This is a genomic window from Paenibacillus hebaui (genome assembly GCF_051934385.1).
Classification (GTDB): domain Bacteria; phylum Bacillota; class Bacilli; order Paenibacillales; family Paenibacillaceae; genus Paenibacillus.
The window spans coordinates 1,192,427-1,217,277 of the sequence record NZ_CP196836.1 but is presented as its reverse complement, the minus strand read 5'-3'; the positions used below and the strand labels follow the sequence as shown (position 1 = coordinate 1,217,277).

The 24,851-nt window shown below is 46.4% G+C and carries 17 protein-coding genes, 1 pseudogene and 1 CRISPR repeat array; of the genes and pseudogenes, 3 read left to right on the top strand and 15 right to left on the bottom strand.

Features of this window, described 5'->3' with window-relative positions:
* Window positions 1–11: 11 nt before the first annotated feature.
* From ACR32F_RS05395 to ACR32F_RS05365, 7 genes are all read right to left on the bottom strand, one after another.
* Entirely contained in the window at window positions 12–779 is a 768-nt protein-coding gene (locus tag ACR32F_RS05395; protein ID WP_440116866.1) for an SDR family NAD(P)-dependent oxidoreductase, read from the bottom strand.
* A 31-nt stretch (window positions 780–810) separates the two neighbouring features.
* Window positions 811–2,649 carry a cache domain-containing sensor histidine kinase gene (locus ACR32F_RS05390; protein ID WP_440116864.1) on the bottom strand — a complete coding sequence of 613 codons (1,839 nt, stop codon included), beginning with the start codon at window positions 2,647–2,649 and terminating at the stop codon, window positions 811–813.
* The gene (locus ACR32F_RS05385; protein ID WP_440116862.1) at window positions 2,646–3,683 is read right to left on the bottom strand and encodes a response regulator transcription factor; all 1,038 of its coding nucleotides are present in this window, start codon (window positions 3,681–3,683) and stop codon (window positions 2,646–2,648) included. The genes ACR32F_RS05390 and ACR32F_RS05385 overlap by 4 nt, the downstream gene beginning before the upstream one ends.
* Window positions 3,684–3,725: 42 nt before the next feature.
* Window positions 3,726–4,604 (bottom strand): carbohydrate ABC transporter permease, encoded by an 879-nt coding sequence (locus ACR32F_RS05380; RefSeq protein WP_192264128.1) that lies wholly within the window; start codon window positions 4,602–4,604, stop codon window positions 3,726–3,728.
* 12 nt (window positions 4,605–4,616) lie between these two features.
* Entirely contained in the window at window positions 4,617–5,501 is an 885-nt protein-coding gene (locus ACR32F_RS05375) for an ABC transporter permease (protein ID WP_440119695.1), read from the bottom strand.
* An 89-nt stretch (window positions 5,502–5,590) separates the two neighbouring features.
* Complete coding sequence (locus ACR32F_RS05370; protein ID WP_440116859.1) at window positions 5,591–5,800, bottom strand: tautomerase family protein; 210 nt, start codon at window positions 5,798–5,800, stop codon at window positions 5,591–5,593.
* Window positions 5,801–6,004: 204 nt separating this feature from the next.
* Complete coding sequence (locus ACR32F_RS05365) at window positions 6,005–12,976, bottom strand: S-layer homology domain-containing protein (protein WP_440116857.1); 6,972 nt, start codon at window positions 12,974–12,976, stop codon at window positions 6,005–6,007.
* 760 nt (window positions 12,977–13,736) lie between these two features.
* On the opposite strand from ACR32F_RS05365, the gene ACR32F_RS05360 reads away from it, so the two are divergent.
* A complete protein-coding gene (locus ACR32F_RS05360) occupies window positions 13,737–15,473 on the top strand; it encodes a methyl-accepting chemotaxis protein (RefSeq protein ID WP_440119694.1) in 1,737 nt (578 codons plus the stop codon).
* Between the two features lie 141 nt (window positions 15,474–15,614).
* Here the strand turns inward: ACR32F_RS05360 and ACR32F_RS05355 are convergent, their stop codons facing one another.
* Complete coding sequence (locus ACR32F_RS05355) at window positions 15,615–16,115, bottom strand: hypothetical protein (protein ID WP_440116854.1); 501 nt, start codon at window positions 16,113–16,115, stop codon at window positions 15,615–15,617.
* A 313-nt stretch (window positions 16,116–16,428) separates the two neighbouring features.
* A complete protein-coding gene (locus ACR32F_RS05350) occupies window positions 16,429–16,671 on the bottom strand; it encodes an arginase family protein (protein WP_440116852.1) in 243 nt (80 codons plus the stop codon).
* 466 nt (window positions 16,672–17,137) lie between these two features.
* On the opposite strand from ACR32F_RS05350, the gene ACR32F_RS05345 reads away from it, so the two are divergent.
* A complete protein-coding gene (locus tag ACR32F_RS05345; RefSeq protein ID WP_440116850.1) occupies window positions 17,138–17,488 on the top strand; it encodes an RNA polymerase sigma factor in 351 nt (116 codons plus the stop codon).
* Between the two features lie 50 nt (window positions 17,489–17,538).
* Window positions 17,539–17,946 carry a hypothetical protein gene (locus ACR32F_RS05340; protein ID WP_440116848.1) on the top strand — a complete coding sequence of 136 codons (408 nt, stop codon included), beginning with the start codon at window positions 17,539–17,541 and terminating at the stop codon, window positions 17,944–17,946.
* 437 nt (window positions 17,947–18,383) lie between these two features.
* On the opposite strand, the gene ACR32F_RS05335 is transcribed toward ACR32F_RS05340, so the two are convergent.
* The 6 genes and pseudogenes from ACR32F_RS05335 to ACR32F_RS05310 all read right to left on the bottom strand — a co-directional run bounded on the left by ACR32F_RS05335 (window position 18,384) and on the right by ACR32F_RS05310 (window position 24,776).
* Complete coding sequence (locus tag ACR32F_RS05335) at window positions 18,384–19,358, bottom strand: alpha/beta hydrolase (protein WP_440116846.1); 975 nt, start codon at window positions 19,356–19,358, stop codon at window positions 18,384–18,386.
* Window positions 19,355–19,984 carry a TetR/AcrR family transcriptional regulator gene (locus ACR32F_RS05330; RefSeq protein ID WP_440116844.1) on the bottom strand — a complete coding sequence of 210 codons (630 nt, stop codon included), beginning with the start codon at window positions 19,982–19,984 and terminating at the stop codon, window positions 19,355–19,357. Before ACR32F_RS05330 ends, ACR32F_RS05335 begins: the two co-directional genes overlap by 4 nt.
* Window positions 19,985–20,242: 258 nt before the next feature.
* Window positions 20,243–21,634: direct repeats of the CRISPR family, unit length 33 nt; unit sequence ATTTCAATCCACGCACTCCATACAGAGTGCGAC.
* 193 nt (window positions 21,635–21,827) lie between these two features.
* The gene (gene cas2 / locus ACR32F_RS05325; protein WP_026081267.1) at window positions 21,828–22,118 is read right to left on the bottom strand and encodes a CRISPR-associated endonuclease Cas2; all 291 of its coding nucleotides are present in this window, start codon (window positions 22,116–22,118) and stop codon (window positions 21,828–21,830) included.
* Between the two features lie 9 nt (window positions 22,119–22,127).
* Window positions 22,128–23,159 (bottom strand): type I-C CRISPR-associated endonuclease Cas1c, encoded by a 1,032-nt coding sequence (gene cas1c, locus ACR32F_RS05320; RefSeq protein ID WP_440116841.1) that lies wholly within the window; start codon window positions 23,157–23,159, stop codon window positions 22,128–22,130.
* Window positions 23,156–23,401, bottom strand: a pseudogene (locus ACR32F_RS05315) (CRISPR-associated protein Cas4); the annotation flags it as partial. The gene cas1c and the pseudogene ACR32F_RS05315, both read right to left, overlap by 4 nt.
* 41 nt (window positions 23,402–23,442) lie before the next feature.
* Window positions 23,443–24,776, bottom strand: a protein-coding gene (locus ACR32F_RS05310) for an IS3 family transposase (protein WP_440108848.1) whose coding sequence is annotated in 2 segments (ribosomal slippage) — window positions 23,443–24,372 and window positions 24,375–24,776 — 1,332 coding nt in all. Because the reading frame shifts where the segments join, the coding sequence is not laid out codon by codon here.
* Window positions 24,777–24,851 lie beyond the last annotated feature (75 nt).

The following is a 24,851-nucleotide window of genomic DNA, read 5'->3' as shown; positions in this document are numbered from 1 at the left end:
ATGATGTAGCATCAACGCATATACATGCCGCCATTGATTTCAAGCGTTTCTCCGGTTATAAAAGAACCCAGCTCGGAACACAGGTACAACGCCGCACCTGCGACATCATCGGGATTCCCTTCCCGTCCAAGGGGGATGCTGTTTACCGCAGAAGATCGTCCCTCCTCCGAGGTAAACGTAGCATGGAACGCCGTTTGCCCGATGAAGCCCGGGGAGAGCGCATTAACCGTAATCCCGCCAGGAGCCAGCTCTTTGGCAAGCCCTTTGGTTAACGCCATGACAGCCGCCTTGGAGGCTGCGTAAATAGCTGCACCCGGACCGCCCCCATTGTGAGCCGCTACCGAGGTCAAATTGATAATTCGACCGCCTCCAGCCGCCTTCATGCCTGGAATGACCGCTTTGGAGACAAATACGGCGCTCTTCAGATTGACATCCATAATCCGGCTGTAAAGCTCCTCACTCATCGTTTCAATCGGACTCCGCTCCACCAGATGCCCCGCATTATTAACCAGCAGGTCAATCGGACCGCCGAAGCGCAGCGTAATATCCGCAACCATCGATTCAATCGCATCCGTATCCGTCACATCTGCCTGAAATGCCGCTGCTTCACCGCCGGCCTCCCGGATCGCAGCCACGACTTCCTCCGCCCGCTCCATATTATGCAGACCATTCACAGCGACCTTTGCCCCGCAACGAGCCAATGCTCCAGCAATGGCAGCGCCAATCCCCCCACTGGAACCTGTTACGAGTGCGATTTTGTTCTGTAAGTTGATATTCATGTTCTATCTTCCTCCTTGTTATTGGTTTCAATTAAATCCGTTTGCTATGCTGATCCGCTGGAAGCGCCATCGTGATGGTCGTTCCCAAGCCTTCCTCACTTTCAATCATCAAACCGTACGTTTCTCCAAATACCAGCTGAATCCGCCGATGGACATTCATAAGTCCGATGCCCCCGCGGTGATAGACATCATCGGAATCTTCACCTGCCAGGCGGTTCAGTTCCAAACGGCGACGTAGCTTCTCCAGGCGTGCCTCGCTCATGCCGATGCCATTATCCTGAACGATGACAAGAAATCGATCTTCAAGACGCCGAGCATCGATACGGATAAAGTGACCGGGCTCCATGCCTCGCGGAAACGCGTGTTGCAGCACATTTTCCACCAGTGGCTGGAGCGTGAGACGAACCATTTTTTCCAGCAATAAAGCCGGCGCAATGATAACCTCGACTTCAAGCTCCCGATCCATGCGATGTTTCATGATGGAAAGGTAAGCCAGCACATGCTTCAGCTCATTGGCAACCGTAATTTCCTCCAGATTGGTCTGAATGGAATAACGGAGCATATGAGCCATCGACTCCACCATCTGCGTAATTTCTTCGGAGTCCTGTACGACGGCATAACATTTGATCATCTCCAGGGTGTTGTAGAGAAAATGCGGATTGATCTGCAACTGAAGCGCCTGAAATTCCGCACGGTGTCGTTCCAGCGCCTCCTGCTGTAGCTCGATTTCCGACTTTTGGCGGCGCAGCTCCGACTCGTATACACTCTCAATCATGTCCGACAAGCGGCTAACCATCAGATTATAGCTGCGGATCAGTACACCAATCTCATCACGCCTTTCCTTCATCTCCACCTTATTCCAGATTCCCTTCTCCGTCTGTCTCATTCCGTTCATCAGCACACGAATCGGTTCCACTTGGGATGCTCCGATCCGGTAGGCCACAACAAGCGCAGCGAGCAAGGTCCCTGCACCAACCCATAATGTGGCCGAACGGATCGTGGCAATCGGTCTTTGAAGCTCCGACAGCGGCACGGAAGCGACAAAGCGCCAGCCCGAATAGGCAGAAAGCTCCGATATGAACAGCCGTTTGGTACCATCCGTGTTTTGTTCCAGTGACCCTGCCTCCATGTGCATAAGCCTGTTTACGGTGCTGGAAGGCATCGCCGTCTGCGCCTCTTCGTCCCCGGGTGTGTAGATGACCGTTCCGTTCTGATCCATCACATATTGAAATCCTCCTTGCCCGAGGTCGAGTTCTCCCCATATGTTGTCAAGCTCCAGCACATTCACTTCCATCGCCAGTACTCCGTTTGGCGTATAAGAGGACATTCCCCTGATCCGGCGCGCAATCGTAATGACATTGGCACTCTGTCCACTGCGAATACTGCGGGTAAGCAATGTCGATTCCCCATCGGCAGGGGTTGAAGCCAGCAACTCCTTGTACTGCTGTGCCGTGTCGATATCCGGTATGCCGGCTGAATTCTGGTTGTCATCAATGACAACTCGCCCGTTTTCCCCGATAACATACAGGAACTTGATCTGTGGATATAACATAAAAACAGGCGGAAACACGTTCGTTTTCATCTGACGGCTGTACTCGTAATAGGCATAACTGTCCTCCGAATTTATATCGAGGAAGTGCTTCACACTTCCGTTCGAGAGGATGGAGTAGGTTGCACGATCATAATTTTGCAAATACAGATCAGTCTGGTACGCCGTATTGCGCATCGTTTGGGCGATGTTGTCCGCAAGCTGGTCGTTCATTTCAGTCGAGGCATAGGTATAGGTAAACAAGCCGATAGCGGACAAAGACAACGTAATTACAATGGCAAAATGAAAGAACAGGCGGATTGACAGGCTGCGCTTCATCATTCAATGCCCAACTTGCTGCGGTATTCGGACGGAGTCAGTCCGGTAATTTTCTTGAATGTCTTGGTAAAATGGGGATGATCTGCGTACCCCACTTCGTAGGAAATATCCGTAATCCGGTTGCCCGGCTGTTCCAGCATACGTTTGGCCAATTCCATTTTGCTGCGTATGCGGTATTGGATAAAGGTCTGACCTGTCGTCTGCTTAAACAGTTGGCTGAAGTAGGACGGGTTAAGCCCCAGCTTGGCGGCAATCTCGTCCAGTGACACTTCACGGCGCAAATGCTGCTCCAGATAGGCCTTTGCTTCTTCCACCGGATGCTTACGCTTACCACTGCGCCGCTCCTTGATCGTATTCATTAACGTGCGGATCTCGTTGCCCAGAGCCTCGAAGCACTCTTTATGGGAAGCGCTTACATTTATCTCACAGGACGTACTCATCGTTCCGTTGCCACGTGCATTCATTCGGGCCACAATCAGTTCCAGCAATTCCTGAAAAAGCTCCGCTGTCTGCTCGGGCATCAAGGCATATGCCGGATAACGACTTGACCATGCTGCGAGCAGCTCCGTCACATCGGATTGCCTTAACTCCCATATGGCCTCTTCCAGACGCATGGCCCAATCGTTCAGCTCCCTCACGGGTACAAGGGATGCCGTAGGCTTATCCTCTTCTGACGCCAGCAATTTGAGCAGCAGTTCATGAAGCTCCTGTCGTCCCACAGGCTTGAGCAGATATCGCTTTACCCCATAATCCATGCAGGCTCTTGCATATTCAAAGTCCGAATAACCGGAGACCACAATAATACGCATCGTACTGCCTTTCTCGGATAAACGTCGACACAGCTCAATGCCATCCATCGTTGGCATGCGGATATCCGTAAACAGGATGTGTGGCCGAAAGACCTCCACCACCTGAAGGGCCTCTTCCCCATGCGCTGCCTGCCGAATCTCACAGTCGAACAGTCCCGCTTGCTCAATCATCTTTGTCAGACCCATCCGAATCATCGGCTCATCGTCCGTAATCAAGATTCTGAACATCGCCATTCCCCCGTTTCCGTCAGATCTGTATGCTGCTTGTAGTTAAGATTTGACGGAGCCGACCATGATTCCTTTTACAAAATGCTTTTGCAGGAAAGGGTAAATGATAATGATTGGCAAGGTGGCGATGATGATGGTCGCCATTTTGATGCCTTCTGGCGATGTATGTGCAAGGGTGCTATAGACAGCAGAACCCGGATCGACGGAAATATCGTCACTCTCAAACAGTTTCTTGAGGGTTACCTGGATCGGCCACCAGGCCGGATCATTCAGATAATATAGGGCGGTGGAATACGCATTCCAGTGGCCCACTGCATAGAAAATGCCGAGTGATGCCATGGCCGGTTTAGACAATGGAATGACGATACGCCAGATGATGCCAAACTCCCCACAGCCATCGATGCGGGCAGCGTCGATCAATTCACCCGGCAACTGTGAGAAGAACGAACGCATGACGAAAAAGTTAAAGGCGTTAATCGCTCCAGGCACAATTAGAACCAATGGATTGTTGACCAGATGCAGCTCCTTCATCAGGATAAAGTTCGGAATGAGCGGCGCCGAGAATACAACGGTCACCAGGACAAACATGACGACGAGAGAGCGCCCCTTGTACTCTGGACGGGACACGGGATAAGCCAGCGATGCCGTTGCGGCGAGATTGACCAGTGTACCGAATAACGTCACCCCAACCGATACCGCAAAGGCCCGCCAGAACGAAGCATCACCGAATACATATTCGTAGTTGATCCAGGTAAAAGCAACAGGCCAGAAGCTGACTTTTCCGCCCATGATTGCTTCCGAGCTACTGAGTGATTGGGCCAGCACATTAATAAAAGGCAAAATCATCGTCAACGAGAGCAGCGTAAGAAAAACGAGATTTCCAATGCGGAATATACGGTAACGGACACTGGGGGTACGCATCAATCCCGCCTCCTAATACAGGCTTTCGCCGGTTGTTTTTTTGCTGAAGAAATTACCGAGTACAATAAGCATCAAGCCCACAACAGATTTGAACAACCCGATGGCCGTGGTATAGCTGTATTGCTGTGAGAGAAGTCCGGCTTTGTAGATGTACGTATCGAGAATTTCGCCAGATTCCAGATTGAGCGGATTCAGGAATACAAACACACGCTCAAAACCCAGATCAAGGAACTTCCCGATGTGCAGCAGCAACAGAATCATAATCGTCGGCAGCAAGGATGGCAGGGTAATGGACCATATTTGCTTCAAACGTCCTGCTCCGTCCACCTCTGCCGCCTCATACAGATCGGGATTGATCCCCGCAATGGCAGCCAGGAAAATAATCGTGCCGTACCCGGAGTCGCGCCAAATCCCGGAACCGATCAGAATGGAACGAATGTACGAGTCTTCTCCAAGGAAGTAGATCGGCTGCATCCCCAGAAATCCGAGCGCCTTGTTGACCACACCGGCATCCATCGAGAAAATACCCATGAAGATCCCGCTAATGACAACCCAGGACAGAAAGTGAGGCATGTATACAATCGTTTGCAGCATACGCTTGAACATAATCATCCGCACTTCATTCAGCAGAATCGCCAGTACAATCGGTACCGGGAATGCAATCACCAGATCATATAGTCCAAGCAGTAGTGTGTTATTGAGAATTTGCAAAAAATCATAATGGCTGAACATCTTCTGGAAATGCTCCAGTCCTACCCAATCACTTCCGGTGATGCCTTTGAAAATGTTGTAGTTCTGAAAAGCAATGACCGAACCGAACAGAGGTACATATTTGAAGAGGAAAAAATACAGAATACCCGGTACCGAGAGCAGATATAGTATCCGGTATCGCCACAGATAACGTCCCGTATCTCCGAACCGAGCGCCTAGACCGGACGAGTGAAGTCCAGTTGTTCCCCGGCTTGGTGGCACGATATCCGCCGGCTTCACGTCTTCTCCCCTCCTTGCTTCTGTGACTGCATGCTTCTCAAGTTATCAGGAACATTCTCGTCCCATGGGATTTCATTGAACTCGATGGAAATGTAATCCGGCTCACGGTCGATAATACGCGAGAGCTCACGTGTGAACACCTCCACTATCTCCTGCTTTTGCTCATCCGTCCTGCCTTCATACAGCCTGATCGTAATCTCTGGCATCCGAGTTAAGCTCCCTTCATTACGTGATGTAAACGCTTTAACAACTTCATCTTAGCGTTCCTGGGGAAGGGCAACAATGGACTGTCTTTTCGTTCACTTGTGTTTTCTTTAGGTAATAACAAGCGCAAAAGGCCCCCATACACACGGGGACCTCATGGACCAGCATATTCTTATGCATATTCATCATTCATCACGGTATAGAAGTTACCAGAGCATTCCTCCGCATACCTGACCGCGGATCGAAAGCTCCGTTTTGGCTCCAATGGTGTTCGAGCTATCACGCCACAGATCCGATAATTTGGAGCCCAGCTCATTGAAATCGCCACCCACCGAACTGCCGCCAATGGGATCGGTCAGGTCGATCGATACCGGACCAACACTCAGATTGGCAACGGGACTTACCAGATTGCCGCATTCACTATCCAGATTGGATATTTCCAATCCCAGCTCCAGTCCAACGGGTCCTGCTTTCGTCGAACCCGTTGCTTTCACGGAAGCATGATCAGGCTGCAGATCCCCAAATGGGCTAATTTCCAGGCCACCCCCTGCTCCAAAACCCAGTTCGCCACATATAGACATTCCTTCGGAAGTCACACAAATCTGTGCCCCTCCACCTACTCCGGCATAAGCACTGGCGCCAATGCAGAACAGGCCGCATGGATCACGCATTAATATAGGACTGTTGTTCACATAGTTATACAGGTTTCCTTGACCCCCTTGAAATAAAATAGGGTCCATGGCTGTCCAGCGACCTGCTGCCGCATCATAGTCTCGCTGTCCAAAACGTACAAGTCCTGTTGTATCATCTTCCAATCCTCCTGCATAACCAATAACGAGCTTCCATTCCGGGTTGCTGTCACGCAGGCGTACACCATAGCTGTCATATTGCAGTTCCTTGACAGGCTGGCCATTGTCATCCAGCACAATCACGGGTGTTCCCACCGCATCCGTCACAACATGATATCGATGGTTAGCCCGTTTGATCGCAAGCAGCATGCCCTGATCGTCATACTCATAAGCAGATACCACGCCTTGCGGATCTACTGAAGCTGTCATTAATAATGGATTGGTCGGATTGCCGTACATATACTGTGTCTGACCATCCTCTGCCGTACGTAATATACGTCTGCCTGTATAATCATAAGCGTAGGATACGGTTGACCCGTTAACCACTGCGGACAGAAGCTCGCCGCGTGTTCCGTACTTAAAGGTATCCTGACCACGCTCACTCAGATACCCGTCTGCATCATACTTATAGGTCACACTGCCCGACTCCAACAGTTGATCCCGCTCGTTGTAGATTGCACGAATTTCCTCCGTATCGACCTTACTGAAAATTCGATTGCGATTGGTGTCATACTCGTATTGTTCCACATGTTGTTCACCTTCGGCATCCGTATGAATGACTTGGGTTAATTGACCATTCGAATCATGGGTATAATCATATGTCTCCACCTGACCTGTGGCCCCCGTGTTGATCGTTTTTCTCGTCACCCATCCACGATTATCATAGTTATAACCAATCGTGTACAATGTCTCAGGTCCCGAATATACGGAGTCTGTTACGGATGGGATGACCACATTTCTTACATAACGAAGTTCCTTTAGCGATCCTTGCGAATTGTACTCCTTCTCGACTCTAAGCTGATTATCCACAAGAGCGCTTACCTGCTGGCTTCCTACATTTCGTTCAAACCGGAAGTTACCCAACCGCTCAAGAAGCCCATTATTCCCCCAATTCATGAGGGTACTTAACTTCTCACCCCCGACATTGGTCACCATCTCCGTAAGTCGGGATGAGTTGTCATAGGTATAGCGATGTGTTGCATTAACGCTTCCAGAAACCAACTCGCTAATCACGTTTGAACCATCATAGCTATACGTACTGTTCTGGTTCCAGTCGTCTGAACTGGCTGAAGCCTTGGTCACCCGATCGGTCTGGTCTGCATATGTGAAGCTCCGCTGGATATCCGAATCATTCATGGACTCCATCCGACCACCCTGATCGTATCCATAGGTGACTTCTCGTCCACCCGGCTGAATAACACCGGTCAGATCGCCAGCTACATTAAACGTCCGCTGTAAGCCAACGTTCTCACCTGCAGGCAGAAAACGCTCCAACTCATCCAGTTCATTGTAAGCCATTGTGTATGAAGCGCCATTAGGAAGGGTAACCCCCGTCTTATTTCCGGCTTCATCATACATTTGGGTATACTCGTTCCCCCCTGGCTGCTGAACACCAATCAGTCGATTAGCATCATCGTAGCGGAAAGTCTTGCGGCTGCCAGAGGCATCCTCTGTTGCCACCAGCCGGTTGAATTCATCATACGATTGGGTGATCCATTGATCTCCCTGTGTCATGCCAGCGACGTTGCCTCGCTCGTCATACGTATACTGGATTGGGTCCACATTTTCATCCATCCGAATGATACGTTCAACATAATCCCGGTCGTTCATCACAGTCTGTACCAGAGTTCCATCCTGATCACTTTCCGTGTATGTCCGTGTATTGCTGTTATAACTTCGTGTCTTGATTACGCCATTGATGTCATGACTCTCTGTCCATTCCATTAAACTGAACGGATCGGATGGATCTTCAAGTGTGACCTTCCGACTCTGACGATAGGTGTTGCTTTTACCAGAAGGGAGTTCTATCTTCATCTCGCCAATGTACGCGGCTTGCATTTCCCATATCGGATCAGGATGCTTCCATGTTCTAATGATTGTACCGTCGGCATGTTCGGTCACGGTATGACCATCTGCATACCGTTTGCTGACTGTGGAAGCTCCCGAAGGTGTAACGGTCTCGCGGCGAATATGATCCCGCTTGTTCTGTACCCGAAGCGTGGTTACCCGATCCATCGCATCCTTGATTTCAACTTTATAACCGGACTCGATCGGAGTTCTGGTGAGTGTTTTCACGCCTTCGTTAGCTTGTTCGGCTCGAACCAGATACCCTGTATCTTGATCATAACCGTAGTTCTTCTGGGGTTTGCCAGGCTCCGTGAAAGATGTCATAAGCCCGCCTGCATCATAGGTGATGGCATAGCTTTCGCCTGCAGGATTCGTTACCGTAGCAATTCTTCCTTCATCATCCATAACCAGTTGGGTTCGCTGGCCTCCTGGTGACATAATTGCTGTCGGTGACCCATCCACACCCCTCTCAATCAAGACCTTATTATTGTTCCGATCAATCACCCCAGTCAGGCGGGCTTCGTCATCATAATCAAATCGATACAGTGTGGTACCACTAAGTGCATCCAGTGTTTTCACATGTTGAAACGTATCGGGTTGCATCTCGTAAACGAGCCTGCCACCTGCATCTGGCGCAGTAATACCGTCTGTTCGGCTCGTTCGTTTGGTATAACTCCGGAAGCTGTTTTCCGAATCCCCTCCCTCCACATGGATATAATAGGGATCTCCATCGGGTGAAACGGCCGCAAGTGGGAAATATTTATAACCAATCATATCTTGCTTCACTAACTCAAATCTCCCAGACGGCGTTAAACGATACAGATCATGGATTGAGCCGCCTTTGAGCCTGTTGAGGAGATACATGTTGCCATTCCCATCAAGCTTGAAATTATGTTCAAAAGCAAACGTTGGCTCCTCAATGATATAAGCCCCATTATATAGAGGTCTATCCGGTTGATCATAGGGTCTGGAATGGACGATTATTTCGACTTGTCCCTGAGGGGTTACCTTACGGATTCTGGAACGGTAATGAGAAAAATCATCCGATCGATCCATTAGATACAGCGTCCCGTCCGATCCCAGTTGAAAATAGGCAATCCGGCCAATTCGGCCTGGACTAACCGGTCCGGGATACTCAGTTGTATCTCCTCCCGGGATGTATTCACTCAAAATCTCCACGATGCCATCAGGACTACTCCTATATAAAATTTCTCTTTGCAAGAAAAAAATATTGCCTTCCCGGTCAACTTCGAAGTTGGTTAGATACTCTATCGGGAATTGTTCAAAGGAATCTCCATTCTTAAAATCCCTTTTCTGTTGGTCAAAGGTAAACAAACGCTGCCATATGCCATCCGCACCTCGTTTCCACATGATGCTGTCCGTATAGTTGCTTGATATAAAATATAATTCTCCTGTCGGTGAGCTCCGCAGCATCGTTGGATTTTGATGAGGTAGCTCCGACTTGGTACGCTGACCTTTCCGGTCTTCCGAAATCAGTGAATACTGATGTACTGTTCCATTCATTGTATCGTCAAGGATGATCATATGCACCGTACCATCCGGCGTAACCGTTAGTTGGTCCGATTTGGATTGTGCATAATCATAGTTATTCAGGGTTTGCGTCACTTTATTTCGGTATGGATTCGTGACCACCTGCTCTCCTCCGGCTCCAAGGAAGAGATTCTCCCCATCCGAACCGTGATGGATGTTGAGACTCCAGCCTCCAAGCCCGGCTTCCTGATACTCATTCAGAGGACTATCCAGAATCCCCTCATAATTTCTGGATAGAGACGTTGTCATGTTCGTGCGATTCGTAGTAAATGTCCCCCCTTGATTGCTCATCCGCCCGAAACTGCGAGGAAAGTCAGTTGAAGGTTCAAGATACACCATGGGGTAGTGGTTGGATACCATGAGTTGATATTCAGCATTACCATACCAGGAACGACCATAGACATCCTTTCCATCCCATTCATATCTGTAGATCAGGTTAGGCTTGGGCTCCAATTTTTCAACGATGCGGCGACCCGCAATCTGTAGTTCAACTTCAATATAAGTGATACTTGGAGAGACCACTTCACCTGTCAGTTTCGTTTCCAGTTGCTTTCCACTGATATACCCCGGTTCCCGTTGACTGTCATAGACCATACTTAACCCCGTACCTGTAACAGGGATGACCTGAGATAACGTCTGTGTCTGGCAACCGATAATGGAACCGCTGCCCTTACAGGGATCATTAATATCCGGCTTGTCTTCATTCGGTTTCCGATCCGGCGGCGATTCTGCATCCAATGGAGGACCGTAAGGCCAATTGCAATCCCAAGGTGTAAAATGTTCAATCGGTGATCGCCAGAAGCTCTGCCCCGGCTTGTACAATGCCGCCAATTCTCGTCTTTCTTCCTTCGTCAGACCAATGGCCGCCAGTGCATTCTCATTGTCCGCCGCACCATCCCCGTCAATGTCTACGGATGCCAGCCCATTGTTGACGGATAGGACTTCGATAATTCTACCGTTCTCCGATGGAATCCAAGCCCCAACGCTCCGATCATAGTACCCGATAGGTACTGTTCCTCCAACCGGGAATTCCAGAAAGTTGTCCACGTATAGATATAAAGGCTGATCGAAGCGTACCTCTGTCGCCCCGGCTGATACCGCCTCGTCAGCGGATAGCTCAACAGCGTAGGTATAACCAACCAATGATGGCAATTCTCCCGGCATGGCTTCTGGTCCTCGCTCGCCAACCGTGTATTCTGTCGCTCGGATATTCAGTTCAGCCATTGGCTGTTCCGTACCATCAGGCAACAGGATGGACCCAGAGGTTCCACCATGAATAATTAATGTGGCTTGGCGACTTCCGTCCGCATCAGTTACGGGGCTGCCCTGAGCCACCTGGGTGTCGGACACATTCTCGCCCAGTTTGACCTTGGTTACTTGATCATCGTAAGGCAATAACACAACGTCATCCAAGATCGTAAAGTCACCGCCTGAGGGTTGAGCTTTACGCTGAATCGGCATATACCCTTCCTTCTCATAATCAATGACAATCGCGCCAAAACCATTAACAGCCAGATCGAATTGTCCGTCTGCCCGGCTAATGGTGTGACCATATTGCGATTGATTGGATACAGAAACGTTGACTCCTGATAAAGGGTTTCCTTCCGCGTCCAGCACGTTGCCTCGAACCACTGCGACTCGTTCAGCATCAATAGCGCCTTCCTCAACGCCGATCTGAATAGGCCGTTCACCAGCATACAAGAACTCTATCGATTCAGAGAATGGAATGCGGTTTGTAGCCGGGAGCGGTGTGGATGTCTCCTGCGGATCAGGCGGAAGCGACGGATCGCTTGCCTTTTGAGGAACAGCATATACCTCGGCAGATCGTTTCGTCTCTACTCCTGAAGCGTCATAAGCACTTACAGCGAAACGATAGGTTTGGCCGTTTGTCAGCCCAGTAATGGTATGACTCTTTTCTTTTCCTGTATCCTGAGCGCTGCTGTTCCAGTCCGAATTCCCCTCCGCGTAATAGACTTTGTATCCAGCGGGGATAACGGTTCCACCTTGCTCCCAGCGCAGCGTTACCTGCCCGTTACCTGCCGTCGCGAGCAGTCCGACAGGAGCTGCAATCTTTTCACCGCCTGGCGGTTCTTCAGGTTTGGGTGGATTCACAGGCGGGCTTACTGGACCACCATCACCCGGAGATGTGACAGGCCCTCCCCCATTTCCCGGCGTACCAGGAGAACTGTTTTCATGGTTTCCTTTTCCTGGAGTCTCTTCACCTGGCGTACTGCCTTCGGTTCCTTCAGCTTCATTGCCGTTACTGCCTTCCCCGACTTCTGCCAGCCAGGCTCGATGCAGCAGCACTGCGCCCTCCGCACGGGTAAGCGTCCGCAGACCGCCAAATGTTCCATCCGGGTACCCCTTCATCCAACCCGCAGCAGATATAACCGATATGGATTCCACTGCCCAATGGGGAATCTGTTTTTGATCGGAGTAATTGGTCGCTGCATGACCGCTTTGTGCAGCAGGCGCAAAAGCCAATTGTAATATCTTCGCGACTTCGTAACGGTTTACGGGCTGGTCAGGCCTGAATGTTCCATCTGGATATCCGTTGACCATCCCTTCTTTTGCTGCTCTAATCACATCCGCCCCATACCATTGGTTCGTAATATCTTTAAATGAAGTAGTTGTGGATGCTGACTGATTGGAAGAAGGACGTATTTTGTATAAAAGCGTCACCAGTTCAGCTCGTGTGATGGATTGATGTGGACGGATGGTGCCATCCGGATATCCCTTCATTACCCCAGCTTCCTTAAGCGATTGAATCTCCTTCCCCGCCCATGTGGGCAGCTTTTCCTGTGAAGCTGCATTGGAGTTTAATGCGTTAGCCGCTTGAGCCAGAAGCATGCCCGAGCCTGTCCATGTCTCCAAAACCAGGAGCATAGACAAGAGCCAAAGGCAACCTGTTCGGATCATTTTTTTCTTCAATTTTCCGTTCTCCTCCCTCATCTCGGTTCTACTAAACATCCCATTCAAAAATCCTCAATATTACATTTCAATCCTAATTTATCCACAAAATGAAGAATACGGTCGAAAGTCTCATTTTCATCTTTTATTTATTTACAAATTAAGCACAAAGTCCTGAAATCAGTCGAAAAATGAAGGGAATTTGTCGATCTTTCGCTCAATGGACAAGATTCAGATGCACCCTATGTCTCAGGATACACACGATCTCCTGTAGACTGATATGTATTTTTATTCGTCCGTTGTCCCGAACGCAAAAAACTCACCATATGGTGAGTGCATGATCAATCATGATGAACGACCCTGATTCTTTGCGGAGATAATCTGGAATTTCATACATTTTTCTTATGGGGAACCTTGCATTAATAAACGTAATAATAAAGAAATAAAACGAAAAATACGTCCACAGAACCGGTACCTTAGAACTATTTTTGCTCAAAAAGCTAATATTAATATGACTTTATAACGATATACTTTAGGAAGTAACTTACCTGGGGGGCCTATAAGCGAAGTAGAAATTGAAGCAACGTAGGAAGTACCCTGAACCAATGAGAGAATGTCATGTAACAACAGCAGAATCCAGAATTATAGAAGGTGCTCGATATCGATTCACTAGACATTCGTTAGAATACATAGCGTATAGCCTCCCCCATTCAGGTATAGTACATTTTCATATTTGTAGAAGGAGTGAATAAACTTGTTAGCTAAGCTTCGCTGGAGTACCATGCCTTTTTTCATCAAAAATTTGGTGATCTCATTCGGCAGCATCACGTTGATCGGTGTTATTCTGATTACTGCCGCGTATCAGCTGCAAAAGAGCATTCTGGTTGAACAGTTGCACGATCAAGCCACCGTCATCACCCAAAAATGGTATGACGATCTGGACACGGCCAAAGTGGCCCAAGCTGCCACTGAAAAAAGCTACGCCGATCCAGTACAGCTGGAGATGAGGGCCTACCTCGATTCCATTCACGAGCTATATCCAAACATCGCGCAGGCTTACATTTTCGGTTCGGAACTGGAGAAAGGAAACGGCACGTCCATTATCGCTATCCCGACCAACCTGTTGGAGCCTTTTGAGAAAGACAATCTGCCCGCAGGCGCCATGTACCCACTTCCCGAAAAAAATGTCGTTGTGCTGGAACAAATGAAAGTGGACGGAAAGCCTGCTTTTAGTGATTTCTACACAGATGATTACGGGACTTGGACAACCCTGATGTATCCGATCAAAAACGCGGATGGCTCTATCTACGCCGCTCTTTTCTTCGATGTAGATGCCAGCGCCGTTCCAAAAGGTCTAAACAAGCTTCTTACATACGGTTTGATGTTCCTGATCGGTTTCCTGCTCTTGTTCATGGTACTGCAATTCATTGTGCTGAAAAGAACATTGCTCCCGATTCGCAACCTGATGAAGGGAATTGAGGAAGTCAGTACCGGTAACCTGGATGTAACCATTCAAACGGGACGGGACGATCTGGGTATCATTAACGAAAAATTCAATGCCATGATTGAACGATTCAATACGACCATGTTTAAAGTACAGACCACTTCTGATCATCTCTCCGAATCATCCAAGAAGTTATTGGGCATTTCGGAGCAAAATAATGAGAACATTCAGCTTATCAGTACCAATATGAGAGATATCTCCGTTGGGCTTCGCTCCCAAGACCAAGCCACGGTAGAAAGTGCTCGCGCAATGACGGAGATGTCAACGGTTGTGCAGACCATTGCCAGCAGTTCAGCCGATGTAGCAGATGAGGCGTTAAGTATGGAGCAGCGCTCGAGTGCCGGTAATGAAGTCATGCAACAAGTCATAGAGCAGATGCACCTGATCTCCGGTGCGGTGCGGCATACGTCCGAATCTATTCAATCTTTGGAAAATAACTCGAATCAAATTAGCAACATTGTTAATTTGATTACGGATATTGCCAGTCAAACCAACCTGCTGGCTCTCAATGCTTCAATCGAGGCGGCCCGCGCAGGTGAAGAAGGAAAAGGATTCGCGGTAGTTGCGGGAGAAGTACGCAATCTGGCAGAGCAATCACAGGAATCTGCCAAGCAAATCCGCCAATTGATTGAAGAGATCCAACGGGATATCCTTCAATCCTCCCAGGCGATGCAGTTAGGTTCTCAGGAAGTAACAAAGGGCTTGCAGGTGACGCAAGAAACTGGCGTGTTCTTCGAGAACATTTTGACAGCTACCAATAAAGTGGCGAACCAGATCCAGGATATCTCCAGCTCAACCGAGGAAATCTCTGCGAGCACGCAGGAAATGTCCGCTACCACGGATGAATTGTCTGCAAGCGTCAGCAAGGCGGCCAGCAGCAGTAAACAAATTGAACAATCCATCGAAGAACAGGAAGCCTCCATGGCTTCCATTGTAAGTGCCTCCGATGAGCTCTCGGCTGTATCTGAACAATTGCAGGAACTGATCTCGTTCTTCAAAGTACGCGCAGAGTAATTGAACAAAGTTAAACAAGTAGGACATAACAAAAAACCAAGACTGGCGGGCTTTTGCTCCGGTCTTGGTTTTTTGTTGTTGAACATATTTAGAACGTTTATGAAATGAAGGGGTGATCACCTTAAGTCCTCAATCCATTTACTACAATCCCGCAGCGGCTTTAATTTGTTTCCTCTGCGACACGATTAACTCTTGTATCTTTTCTGTTCCAAAAGCCCCTGCTGAGAAAGCATTCGCTTTCGGATAAAAAACCATTCGAAAAGATGTTCCATCTTGAAGGTGCACACGCAAAAAAATTCCTGTTTCGTGCTTTGCTTTCTTGTATACCTCATCAAAACCAACATACCGCAACGGTAGAAGCTCATTAATGAATTCGGATGCTGCTGTTGGGGGAAAGTCACCGATTGGACTGCCATCATTGCCACTTTCGAGGCTGACTCTTTCGACTTTGCCTTCAATGCCCAACAGATCTCCCATGGACTCAGCATCTGGATTTTCCTTTACTTCGTATATCTTTTGATCCGCTACTACGCGAAATTGCGCCTTATAACCCTTTAGTTCATAAACAACAGTTCCAATCGGAAGAAATGCCGCATCCCCATTCTCTGTCACGTGATCCGCACATGCATGCTCGTTCAGCATGTAGGTTACCTCCCCTACCCTGTCCCCAATTTGCTCTGCTGGTACCCTTTTGGTCCCCTCGTTGTTTTGAAAATAGGTAACATTATTGATCATCAGAAAATCAATCCATTCAAGGGTTCCCGGGCATGGCTCCGTTATTTCCCTCTTATTCAATGTACCGCAGCTAACTATAATGACTAGAATCAGAAGTATGCTCAAACGCTGGCTCCAATATTTAAATGGTTTCATTACCATCACCTCAACCTAGTAGACGGAATTACGAATGACATAGTTACAGACTTTTTTAGACCGCTAATGCAAGTTTAACAAGCGCCTACTTTAATACATCAATAAGCATGTTGCAAAATGTTCGCGTCACATCTTGAGCACCAGAGTCTAAATCGGGGTCGAGAATGGCTACAGTCATACCCACAATTCGATTAGAATTCAGAATCGTTTTGAGTATGTAATCTAGCTCATTCCAGTTAAGTCCATTTGGTTCTGGACAATCCACACAAGGCATAATCGAAGCATCCAGCACATCTGCATCCAGATGAAGCCAGTACCCTTTTCTCAACTAGGGATTCTGGTTATCGGCTGGAGCATACCGACAGCAGTGCGTAACAGCTCTTAAGCCACATTTTAGACACTGAAAACTATATAAGTTGAACTAAAGATGTTTACACGTACACTCCGATGACAGAATAACCTTCCAATCGCTGTTATCCCCAGATTTTTTTGATTCCCTTTTCTCAAGGGAAAAATCCGGTGATAAAGGCGAACGCTTTGCTTTTTCAGGTTTTTTCTGTCCTCTCCGTTTCTGTGTAAATGATTAGTTCAACTTATATAGATAAAAACTCAATGAAAACAATTAATAGTAAATTCTAATTCTCAAAAGCACTTTAACTCCAACTTAAAAGAAGGTAAAATATATGTAAACAAGAACTTATGTTCCCGTTTTGAAGGATTTGGTTTCATAACTCTAAGATACATCTCCTAGTTATTAGAGAATCTTAAAACAATGTACATGAAAGGGGAATTCAATGAACGAACTCCAGATCAAAGATATAATTGATATCGAACTTAAGCGAATGGCATGGAGACTACAGTATCACGGTAGGAAAGCAGCAAAGCAATATCCTTTTACTTATGATTTTACAAGACAAGAATCCTTTGAAGATGAAATTATTGATGAGTTGAACGTCGAAGATATTTTAAGCTTGATTGATAAAGTCAATGGAAGAAAGATAATACATTCACTTTATGTAGAGGACAAAAGTGTTAAGGAAATATCAGAAGAAATGAATATTAGTGTTCAGGGGGTGAATAAATGGAAAAAGAAAAACACTATGGATATTTTTAGCCATAGATTCTTTTTTCGTAACTTTTTTTAAAAAGATAAACGTCTACATAATTGTAAGTACATTGAGGAAGGATGAAAAATTTGAAGACAAAAAAATGGCCCTTCGTCGTGATAAGTAGCTCTGTCTTGGTGCCTCTGGTAATCGTCTATTTCGTTTTCTTTTCGGATTATATGAAGGGATGGTCTTCTCCAGCAAAGGAACAGCAATATTACACAGGTACCGTCGTTGAAATAAAAGAGCAAAACAGTAAAGTAGACGGGGACAAGGTAATTAGCTCCATTCTACTGGATAATGGAGCATATCTGAATGTAACGGAGAATTCTAAGTTTTATGTAACTTCGGATGACTATTATCAAGCAGATGCAAAATTCAGTGAAATGCGAATCGAGGCTGAATTTGACGATGTTAATGTAGGTGACAAGATCGAAAGTTGGACGAGACAAGTAAATAATCATTTATTTGAAATATATGAGTTAACTATAAAATAAACAAAGAAACAAGCCTTATCCAAAGGCTTGTTTCTTTGTTTGTTCCCTTAGTTTTTATTTATCAATTTAACCATATTCCATACATATCTTCCCGGGATTGGATCTGTACCATCTGCTTTGATCAGTTCACCATTAGCATACACTTGCATCTGAACGGAACCATCACCATCCAAGAAAACAGCATTATTACAACCAAGATCATCTTTAAAGAAGTCTCTCAAATTATACAGGGTTTTCCATACTGTTGAAGTCACTAGTACCTTGACCGAATCAAATTTGAGGATAGAGATGTTTTAATTTACCTCTAGCCTGCTCGTTAACTACATAAGAACAGGGAGCAGTACCTTTTGGCAACATGCTCCCCTGTTAAACTCAAGCGCCTACTTCGTTTTCCCTTAATGATTCTTGTGAAACTAGCCCGTTCTCTTCGATTGAATTTATTTTCCTACGTACTCATCCAAAAAGCGATCTACTCTTTGGAAATATTCAGTAGGGTAATGGTTGATCGCATCGATGTGCTCCGTATTTTCGGGATACCATACTTCTGCGCTTGGGTTATCTTTTAAGGACTCGTAAATCATTTCTGTATTTTTATAACTGATTTGCTGATCTCCAGTACCATGAATGAGCATAACGGGTTTGTCTTGCATCTTTTTCACCGCATCCATAGGAGATACGGAATCCAGATCAACATCAAAGGCCCAATTGGCCATCCATGTTGATGTATAACTGAATGGGAATGCAGGTAAACCTGAAAAGAAAGGCAGACCCTCTCTCAGAAATAGACCGGCATTACGAAACGGACTATCCGCGATTACGGCTTGGATGTCATCACTTTCACTTGTGGCTAGCAAAGAAGTAGCTGCCCCCATGGAAAAGCCGATAACCCCGATGCTGTCACCGGTATGGTCTCTGGATTTTAAATAGTCTACAGCTGCCAGCAAATCGTATTTTTCATTGAGGCCCAGTGTAATCAAATCACCATCGGATTTACCTTGCGAGCTGAGATCAAATGCCAATACATTGTATCCTTTCGGAACGAGATGCTCTACTAACTTTGGGGTCCGCCCTTTGACTAAACGATTGCTTGTATACCCATGGACAACAATTATCGTCTTATCGCTTGATTTACCACCAACATTTGCAGGAAAGAAGGTACCTCTAATCGTATTATCATTTTTCAAACTCTTGAACTCAACCTCTTCGTAAGGAGTTTTATCGATATTCAATTCGTAGCTGACATTCGTGTCTCTAGGATGGTGCAACAAAGTGTCTACTACTTTGTAAGATATAAAAAATACAAGAGCCACCACAAGCAAAAACACGATTCCCAGGCTCCATAAAATTTTGTTCCGTTTTTTCACACGACCTTTGTTCAATGTCAGATCGGGTTGTAATGTTGTTTGACTCATTCAGACTCCTCCAGTTTTTCTATAGGTGATATGGGTGCGAACAAATAAAAGGCATGCCCCTTCAGATTTTCCCACTCGGGATGATGAAGAATACTTTCGCCGAGAGTTAAGGCCACTCCATTTAAAAAAGAGATATAGGCACGAGAGATCATCGCTGGAGAAAAGCTTTTGTTGAATTCCCCCATTAACTGTCCCTTGGCATAGACAACTTCGATCTCATCGGTCATTACCTTAATACTTTCAAGGACCTTCTGTGTAAGTTCAGGGAATCTTATTCGTTGTCCTAAGACAGATTGAGCAAGCCGTAATTCATTGGTATAGAAGTAGATATGGTTGAATTGTTCTTCCACCATGTTCTTAATCAATCGGCTCGGTGTTCCCTCTTGTTGTAGAGAAGCAAGTGATTTCCTCTGAATATCAGCAAGCGGCTCAAGGACAGCGGCGTAGAATAAAGCTTCTTTGCTAGGAAAATATTGAAAAATGGTTCCAGGAGTCACTCCTACACGCTTCGCAATGATCGCCGTTGTGGTATTCGAATATCCACTTTCTGCGAACAGGATGACAGCTTCTTTTAGAATCCGTCTCCGACGCTCCAGTCTTTTTTCTTCATTGATGGGTCTTGCCAAATGTATTCCCCTCTCTTTAATCTAAACCTCAGTTAATTAAATGATCAGTTAATTAATTAATAATATATCTTTAATGATGGCTTATTGCAAGAGCAAATTTATCTTACTGACGAGCAGGATGAAATTCAACACATACAAACAAGCCGGAGTGCGGCCCAACATGCGCCTCCAGCTTGTTTGTATTAGGTTACTTAGGATGGTCGTTTCACGTTCCTCGTTCCATAAGTAGTTTAGTTGATCGTTCGCAAACGCGAACAAATTTCAATCCATGCACTTCATACGGAGTGCGACGTCTTCAAATGGATCGCAGGCAAGAGAGACAACAAATTTCAATCCACGCACTCCATACGGAGTGCGACAACTTGTACTGGAGATAACCTATCTCCTTCAATGATTTCAATCCACGCACTCCATACAGAGTGCGACCCGCCGCACTCAACGAAAACTTTTCTTCCGCAATGATTTCAATCCACGCACTCCATACAGAGTGCGACCACGGTGAAGATGAATACCAGATGGACCCAAAAAGATTTCAATCCACGCACTCCATACAGAGTGCGACATCTGAGGAGCTGACGCCTCAATTGTATCGATAAGATTTCAATCCACGCACTCCATACAGAGTGCGACTTTTCGCAAAAGAGTCACCGATGCTTCATCCGATTATTTCAATCCACGCACTCCATACAGAGTGCGACCTGTTCTGCGTACCAGGTCGTTAACAATACGGGTGAATTTCAATCCACGCACTCCATACAGAGTGCGACTGATTACCCGGCACAATAGCATGGAACGCGGACTTATTTCAATCCACGCACTCCATACAGAGTGCGACGTAATTTTGATGTTGCCGCGCTGATCTCTCCTGAATTTCAATCCACGCACTCCATACAGAGTGCGACAACTGCACGATGATGGACAGTGTGTGTTTTGTGTTATTTCAATCCACGCACTCCATACAGAGTGCGACTGTCCATAGGACAATCCTAAAAAACTACTCTAGGAGATTTCAATCCACGCACTCCATACAGAGTGCGACCTTTAAGCTAAAAAATATGTTACGGATAACCAAAAATTTCAATCCACGCACTCCATACAGAGTGCGACTTTTTTACAATAATCAACACCCTTTTTATCGAGTCATTTCAATCCACGCACTCCATACAGAGTGCGACCAAGATACTTGGAAAACGGAAATGCAGCTCTATTATATTTCAATCCACGCACTCCATACAGAGTGCGACTTGAAGTTGTGGCTACGTGACCACGAAAACTTGCTATTTCAATCCACGCACTCCATACAGAGTGCGACACGCGCCGATCATGAAGAAAACCAAGTTTACGAAGATTTCAATCCACGCACTCCATACAGAGTGCGACGGTGCTATGGGGTACATTGCTTTTTAGAAAAATTATTTCAATCCACGCACTCCATACAGAGTGCGACGAATCTCTCAGCTTCTGCTATTCGATTGCCTTTCTTATTTCAATCCACGCACTCCATACAGAGTGCGACTAACGACTAATCTAATGGGTATCGTTTGATCAGATTTCAATCCACGCACTCCATACAGAGTGCGACTGAGCATAGTAAACCAACCTGCTCCCGAAACCTATATTTCAATCCACGCACTCCATACAGAGTGCGACAGCGAAAAATAACGTAATATCCATGTTCAAAAGTAGATATTAACGTATTTTCAGTATTTCCACTTCTTTCAAACCCGTTATCAATCAATCTCCGCTATAGATCATTGCCAAAAGGTCACAAAAATGACCTTTTCGACAAGTTTCGAGGTGCGAATCCCCCAGGGAAATCATGTGAGCTTGGCATTCGCACCTGCTAGAGTATTAACGGGTCGCCCATATCATAGGAATCTTTGGCACCTACATGTTGAACTTTACTTTTGTAATTATCGCCCAAGTTGTAGAATCGAAGACTATCAGTATCCTTATCAATCAATTCTTCCAGTTCGAATCTTAATCGTCTAAACTGGGCAGCATCCAGTATACATTCAAACACCGAGTTTTGTACTCGCTGACCGTGATCCACACACTTTTTCGCCACTTTAGATAGTCTTCTACGGCCTTCACTATCTATCGTGCTTACATCATACGTAATCAAAATAAGCAATCGTCACACCTACTTCCACAGAAACGGAGGATACTCATCCAGATCACCGCGTATATATCTTGCCAGTAATAATGCTTGAGTATATGGTACAAGCCCCCAAGGTATTTTTTCATTCAAATACGGGTGCATAATCTTCTCTTGTTTGCGCTCCTGCCATGCTTTTAACACTTTCTTTCGTGTTTCATCATCCATAATGACTGCAAGATTTTCTTTTACATAAAAACCTTTATCGTTAACTACCTTCTTATTAATGAGAGAAAGTACAAATCGGTCTGCGTACACTCCCCGAAGTTCCTCCATCATATCCAGTGCAAGTGAAGCTCTACCTGGACGATCCCGATGCAAAAAACCAACGTATGCATCAAGTCCGACAGATTCAAGTGCAGACTTCATATCATTAGCGAGCAAGGTATAGGCAAAGGATAATAGTGCATTCACTTTATCCAGCGGAGGACGTCGGTTACGTCCGTAAAAGTAAAATGACTCCTTTTGCTGGAGAATCAGATCATCGAACACAGAGTTATATTGCACGGCAGCCGATCCTTCCAATCCGCGCAATACATCCAATTGCTCCACTTCACGCAAAAGTTTCATCGTTTCGCCTAGCGATTCCGTGACCTTCTTTATTCGTTCCGTGTCGATACGTAACGCATAATCCCGTGTTGCACGTTCCAAAATCCACTTGTTGTTGTACAACTTGCCTGTGATCATATTGCGAGCAACCCGCGCACTACGCACCTCATCGTCCGAGATACGATACTGTTCTTTGCGGAGGACCACATTTCCTCGATCCTCACCAATGACCCGTGCGAGGAATCGCCCCGTTCGTGTCATAAACGTCAAACTAACATTGCGTGACGCACAAGCCCCCATCAGTGCTGGACTTACTCCAGCATAACCAAAGGTGCATACGGCCTCCAAATTATGCAGCGGATAGCGAGCGAGAATTTCCTCCTCCTGCTTCACCACAATGTTTTCCCCATCCAGTGCAAGGTATGTATCGGGTAATGTTACAAATAAGGTGTTCAGCAGTTTTTTCATTCATTCAACCTGCTTTCGATGTAACTTGAAACAGAGCGTTTGTTCAAGATATCAGGTACACATATATTGTTCAAAGAACAACTTAGGCAGTGTGGCCCGGCTTTGGCTTTGGGTGTATGGTTTCGTTCAAAATAATGTCTCATCTCTTGAATACTTGCCTTCACACGTTCCCGATCTGCCGCAGTAATGATGACTTCAATCCTATGTTTGATCTCGTCATAATAAAAATAGGCCTTGGGAATATTAAACTGTACCCTATGTAAAGGACATTTCTAAAAAAGACCTACATGGCCCGAAGAAGGTGATCTCTGTATTCTACAGGGGTCATCCTTTTTAAGTTCCATTGGTATCTGTAGTGGTTGTAGTAGGTCATATATGATTTAATTTCTCGTTTGACTTCTTCCAGTGTGGTGCAGTCCTTCAGCAATACTTCATCCTTAAAATGACCAAAGAACGACTCCTGCGGAGCGTTATCCCAGCAGTTCCCTCGTCTGGACATGGATTGTCCAAAGCCCATACGTTTCACTTTCTTCTGAAAATCCGGATGGGTATAGTGGGTACCTTGATCCGAATGAATGAACGCGTCTTTGGTCTTCTTCCATCTTCGATTCTTCTGTAAGTGAAGCAACGTATTTGTCGCGAGATCCATGGTAATTCGTTCCGACACATGGTAAGCCAGAATTTCATTGGTGGAGCTGTCCTTGATGGTGGACAGGTAGGCTCGTTTCCCTTTTCCATAAGTTAAGTAGGTAATATCGGTTAGAAGCACTTTGCCCGGCACGCCCTGTTTGAAGTTACGTTGTAACAAGTTAGGCACGGTCCGATGTTCGTGGGTCGCCTTCATCATTCGCTTGTACGGATTGGCCTTTCGAATAGGACATACGATACTATATTTCTTCATGATTCTTCGGATTCGCTTGAGGTTCCAGACGATTTGAAACTTTCCCTCCAGTGTCATCTTGATGGAGCGTGCACCTTTGTAGCGCTTTTTAAAATGGAAGGCCCGGCTGACGTGAACGCGCAACTCTTCATCGGCCTGTTCGCTCCGATGGCGTCTGTGGATGGCTGGAGCGCTAAAGTAGCGGTAGTAGCCGCTTTTAGAGACACCTGCGACCTCGCACAAAACACTCACCATCCGCCTTAGATGGTATTTCTGAATCACGAATCGAATCAATCTGTATCGAAGACCAGGCACTAGTTTTACTCGTGGTTCCACCCCCGTTCGGCCATCCGAATCTTTTTTAAGAGTTCATTCTCTGCTTGGAGCAAACGAATCTGCGCTTCGAGTCTCGCGTTCTTCTCATCCAAGGTTAATTCTCGCTTTAAAGGTCTTCCTGAATGCTTGCCTCTTGCATCGTGTAAACCTAAATCGCCCTGCTCTCTGTATCTGGCTCTCCACCGTTTGGCAGCGGCTTCGATGCGAGTCATTCCAACGATCTCCGCATCCAACCCACAGGACTCAAAAATGTCTCTGGGCGGCTTTCCTTGCTGATTCGATGCAATAAAGAGTTGCTTGAACTCGTCTGTATACGTAATCCCTTTGGTCGATACGGACTTTACATATGGGTTTTTTGAAAGTTGTTTCATTTCTCGATCTGTAAACATTTTTTTACTCATCAGCTTATCTCCATCCTCGTCTCGTTCGTGGCATACAACAAAAATACCCCATAGAGAGACTTTTTTCAAAGTGTC

Excerpts from the sequence above, each read along its gene's own strand:
- ACR32F_RS05395 (WP_440116866.1), bottom strand. The coding sequence starts at position 779 with ATGAATATCAACTTACAGAACAAAATCGCACTCGTAACAGGTTCCAGT.
- ACR32F_RS05390 (WP_440116864.1), bottom strand. The coding sequence starts at position 2,649 with ATGATGAAGCGCAGCCTGTCAATCCGCCTGTTCTTTCATTTTGCCATT.
- ACR32F_RS05385 (WP_440116862.1), bottom strand. The coding sequence starts at position 3,683 with ATGTTCAGAATCTTGATTACGGACGATGAGCCGATGATTCGGATGGGT.
- ACR32F_RS05380 (WP_192264128.1), bottom strand. The coding sequence starts at position 4,604 with ATGCGTACCCCCAGTGTCCGTTACCGTATATTCCGCATTGGAAATCTC.
- ACR32F_RS05370 (WP_440116859.1), bottom strand. The coding sequence starts at position 5,800 with ATGCCAGAGATTACGATCAGGCTGTATGAAGGCAGGACGGATGAGCAA.
- ACR32F_RS05360 (WP_440119694.1), top strand. The coding sequence starts at position 13,737 with ATGCCTTTTTTCATCAAAAATTTGGTGATCTCATTCGGCAGCATCACG.
- ACR32F_RS05355 (WP_440116854.1), bottom strand. The coding sequence starts at position 16,115 with ATGCTGAACGAGCATGCATGTGCGGATCACGTGACAGAGAATGGGGAT.
- ACR32F_RS05345 (WP_440116850.1), top strand. The coding sequence starts at position 17,138 with ATGAACGAACTCCAGATCAAAGATATAATTGATATCGAACTTAAGCGA.
- ACR32F_RS05335 (WP_440116846.1), bottom strand. The coding sequence starts at position 19,358 with ATGAGTCAAACAACATTACAACCCGATCTGACATTGAACAAAGGTCGT.
- cas1c (WP_440116841.1), bottom strand. The coding sequence starts at position 23,159 with ATGAAAAAACTGCTGAACACCTTATTTGTAACATTACCCGATACATAC.